This window comes from Rhodococcus sp. EPR-134, from assembly GCF_001647205.1.
Lineage (GTDB): Bacteria > Actinomycetota > Actinomycetes > Mycobacteriales > Mycobacteriaceae > Rhodococcus_F > Rhodococcus_F qingshengii.
The window spans coordinates 1-3,527 of sequence record NZ_LVCT01000380.1 but is presented as its reverse complement, the minus strand read 5'-3'; the positions used below and the strand labels follow the sequence as shown (position 1 = coordinate 3,527).

Here is a 3,527-nt window from a genome sequence, read left to right as displayed (position 1 = left end):
TCTCGGTGCTACCAAAACACGCATCGTCGTCTCCGGTGACCTGGACGAGTACGCGATCGCAGCCCTGCGCGCCGAACCCGTCGACTCGTACGGCGTCGGCACTTCCCTGGTCACCGGATCAGGCGCCCCCACCGCCGGCATGGTCTACAAACTTGTCGAGGTCGACGGAATCGCGGTCGAGAAGAGAAGCACCAACAAGGCATCTCGCGGCGGCGCAAAGAAGGCACTGCGCGTAGTGCGTCCGACCGGCACGATCGTCGAAGAAGTCATCTACCCCGCCGGATCACCGTCACCTGTCTCCGAGGCGGACGGAGCGACCGAACTGCTGATCCCGCTGGTTCGCGAAGGCAAGGTCGTAGACAGCGCGCCGACGCTCGAAGAGAGCAGAGCGGTTCTGAAGGCAGGGCTCGTGAGCCTGCCGTGGGAAGGCCTCAAGCTCTCGCGCGGAGACTCGGCTGTGCCCGTTCGATTCACCGGAGGTGAGCACCAGTGAGTGCAAAAGCACTGATAATTGTCGACGTTCAGAACGATTTCTGTGAAGGTGGAGCTCTTGCAGTCGACGGCGGTGCTGCGGTTGCGGGAGCCGTCAACGATTTCGTCAACTCCCACGAGTACGACGCCGTAGTCGCGACTCGCGATTTCCACATCGACCCTGGGGCGCACTTCTCCGAGAATCCCGACTTCATCGACAGCTGGCCGGTTCACTGCGTCGTCGGGACAGCCGGCGCCGAGTTCCATCCGGCGTTCGACGCTTCCGTCGCCGGGTCGGCGATCTTCTCCAAGGGCGCCTACAGCGCGGCCTACTCCGGTTTCGAAGGAGCAGCCGAGGACGGCACGACGCTGGAGGACTGGCTCCGCGCCCACGAGATCACCGACGTCGACGTGATCGGAATTGCCACGGATCACTGTGTCAAGGCCACGGCCGTCGATGCCGCGCGCGCGGGGTTCGCCACGACAGTCCTTCTCCCCTTCACCGCTGGTGTGTCGACCGCCACGATCGAGTCGGCATTGGTGCAGATGCGGGAGGCGGGAGTGCAGCTGATCGGGCGAGACGAGGCCTCGTCGCAAGAAGACTCGAATGCCGGGGAACCACCCCGGGAATCATCCGTGGACGTTTCTGACGTAGGGATCCATTAACCTTCGTGGGTGGCCGATCAACTCCCGAACGTTCCCGAACTGCTCCAGACAGCGGTGCGGTCGCTCGGCGGTGCCGAACGAACCAGTCAGCTGACGATGGCGTCCGCCGTGGCGCACTCGATCGACACCGGCGAGCATCTGGCCGTCCAGGCCGGCACCGGTACCGGTAAGTCGCTCGCCTACCTCGTTCCGAGCCTGCGCCACGCGGTCGAATCGGGACGCACCGTGGTCGTGTCCACCGCCACCATCGCGCTGCAGCGTCAGCTCGTCGACCGATATCTGCCTCTACTCGCCGATGCCCTGAAGAAGCCACTCGGCCGACGCGCAGAGTTCGCAATCCTCAAGGGCCGCAACAACTATCTGTGCATGAACAAGATCCATACCGGCGCGTCCGAGCAGCCACCCGAGGACGAGTTGTTCGATCCGTTCACGGTCTCGCGTCTCGGCCGGGAGGTCGTCCGCCTCACCGAATGGTCCTCCGACACCGAAACCGGTGATCGGGACGAATTGGTGCCGGGCGTATCCGATCAGGCGTGGCGGCAGGTCAGTGTCACCTCCCGCGAATGCATCGGTAAGAACCAGTGCCCGGTCGGTGAGGACTGCTTCGCCGAGCGCGCCCGAGTCGAGGCGTCGAAGGCCGACGTAGTGGTCACCAACCACGCACTGCTCGCGATCGACGCCATCACCGGCATCCAGATCCTGCCTGACCACGATGTCGTGGTGATCGACGAGGCCCACGAGTTGGTCGACCGCGTCACCGGCGTCGCCACGGCCGATCTCACAGCTTCGTCGATCAGTGCCGCGGCCAGGCGTTGCGGCAAGATCGCCGAAGAGCAGGACGCCGACCGACTCGAAGCTGCCGGCGAGGGGTGGGCAGGGCTCCTCGAGGAATTGCGGCCAGGTCGCTGGGAAGGCCTCCCGGACGGGGCGGCGCCCGCACTGGCTGCGATACGCGACGCGGCCTGGTCGCTGCGCACCGCGATCGGTCCGGCCAAACCGGGCATGGCAGCCGCAGACCCCGAAGCCGCTGCGGCCCGCAACGCCGCACTCTCGTCCGTCGACGACGTCCACGACAGTGCCGTGCGTATTCTCACCGCTTTCGACGAACCAGACCCGGCAAAGCGCAAGGACGTCGTCTGGCTGTCCTCGGACGAGTTCCGCGGATCGGTGCGGCGCTCCGTCCGGATGGCTCCGCTCTCGGTCGGCGGATTGCTGCGCTCGCGACTGTTCGCCGAATCCACCGTCGTTCTCACTTCCGCGACACTGACCGTCGGCGGATCGTTCGACGGTCTCGCCGTCAACTGGGGTCTTCCTGCGGAATCGTCCGCGCGCCCCGACTCGGGTACCGCCATCGGCACCGAAGCACCCTCTGACGCTTCGGCTTTCCGCTGGAACTCACTCGACGTCGGGTCGCCCTTCGACCATGCAAAGGCCGGCATCATCTACATTGCCCGCCACCTCCCTACGCCCGGCCGCGACGGCCTCTCCCCGGTCTATCTCGACGAGATCGCCGAACTCGTCGAGGCTGCGGGCGGACGCGCCCTCGGCCTGTTCTCGTCGATGCGCGCCGCCAAAGCCGCCTCGGAGGCGATGCGTGAACGCCTCGATACCCCCATCCTGTGCCAGGGCGACGACGCCACCGGCACCCTCGTCAAGGCCTTCGCCAAGGACGAACCCACGTCACTGTTCGGCACGTTGTCCCTGTGGCAGGGCGTCGATGTTCCGGGTCCGTCACTGAGCCTCGTCATCTTGGACCGGATTCCGTTCCCGCGCCCGGACGACCCGCTGTTGATGGCTCGCCAGCAGGCTATCGAATCCCATGGCGGTAACGGCTTTCTCAGCGTCTCGGCCAATCACGCGGCGCTGCTCCTGGCACAGGGCGTCGGCCGTCTGCTTCGTAGCACCGACGACAAGGGCGTGGTGGCCGTGCTCGATCCGCGTCTGGCCACGGCGAGATACGCGGGTTACCTTCGCGCATCGCTGCCTCCGTTCTGGGAGACGACCAACCCCGAAGTCGTCCGCAAGGCGCTCGCCCGCATCCGCGACTCACGTCGCTGACCCAGTTCTCACGCGGGCACAATTCTGCCCCGGTACCGACCGAACGGACCGGGGCAGAATGTATTACGTCAGACGCTCGGAGTGGTCACCAACCCGAGTTCGGACGCATCGACCAACAACCGGTGATGCGGCAACACCCGCACGGTGTAACCCACGGAGCCGGAGACCGGAAGCGCAACCTCGGCTTCGAAGATCTCGGCTCCGTCCTCGGTTCCGAAATGTGTCATCGGGAACGTCACCACGTCGGTGAGTTCCTCGCCTGGGCTGACGCGTCCCAGGACTGCCTGAACCTCCACATCCGAGACCGACAAGCCGCCGAGGCGGACCTTGGC

At 65.7% G+C, this 3,527-nt stretch carries 2 protein-coding genes and 2 pseudogenes; 3 read left to right on the top strand and 1 reads right to left on the bottom strand.

Going from position 1 to position 3,527, the window contains the following annotated elements; genetic code table 11:
- From A2J01_RS36450 to A2J01_RS17325, 3 genes and pseudogenes are all read left to right on the top strand, one after another.
- Window positions 1-493 (top strand): annotated as a pseudogene (locus A2J01_RS36450) (nicotinate phosphoribosyltransferase); the annotation flags it as partial.
- Window positions 490-1,137, top strand: a complete 648-nt coding sequence (locus tag A2J01_RS17330) for a nicotinamidase (RefSeq protein ID WP_042446164.1) — start codon at window positions 490-492, stop codon at window positions 1,135-1,137. The pseudogene A2J01_RS36450 and the gene A2J01_RS17330, both read left to right, overlap by 4 nt.
- A 9-nt stretch (window positions 1,138-1,146) precedes the next feature.
- Window positions 1,147-3,195 (top strand): ATP-dependent DNA helicase, encoded by a 2,049-nt coding sequence (locus A2J01_RS17325; protein ID WP_064113186.1) that lies wholly within the window; start codon window positions 1,147-1,149, stop codon window positions 3,193-3,195.
- 68 nt (window positions 3,196-3,263) lie between these two features.
- Here A2J01_RS17325 and A2J01_RS17320 read toward each other — a convergent pair.
- A pseudogene (locus A2J01_RS17320) lies at window positions 3,264-3,527 on the bottom strand (DUF3417 domain-containing protein); the annotation flags it as partial.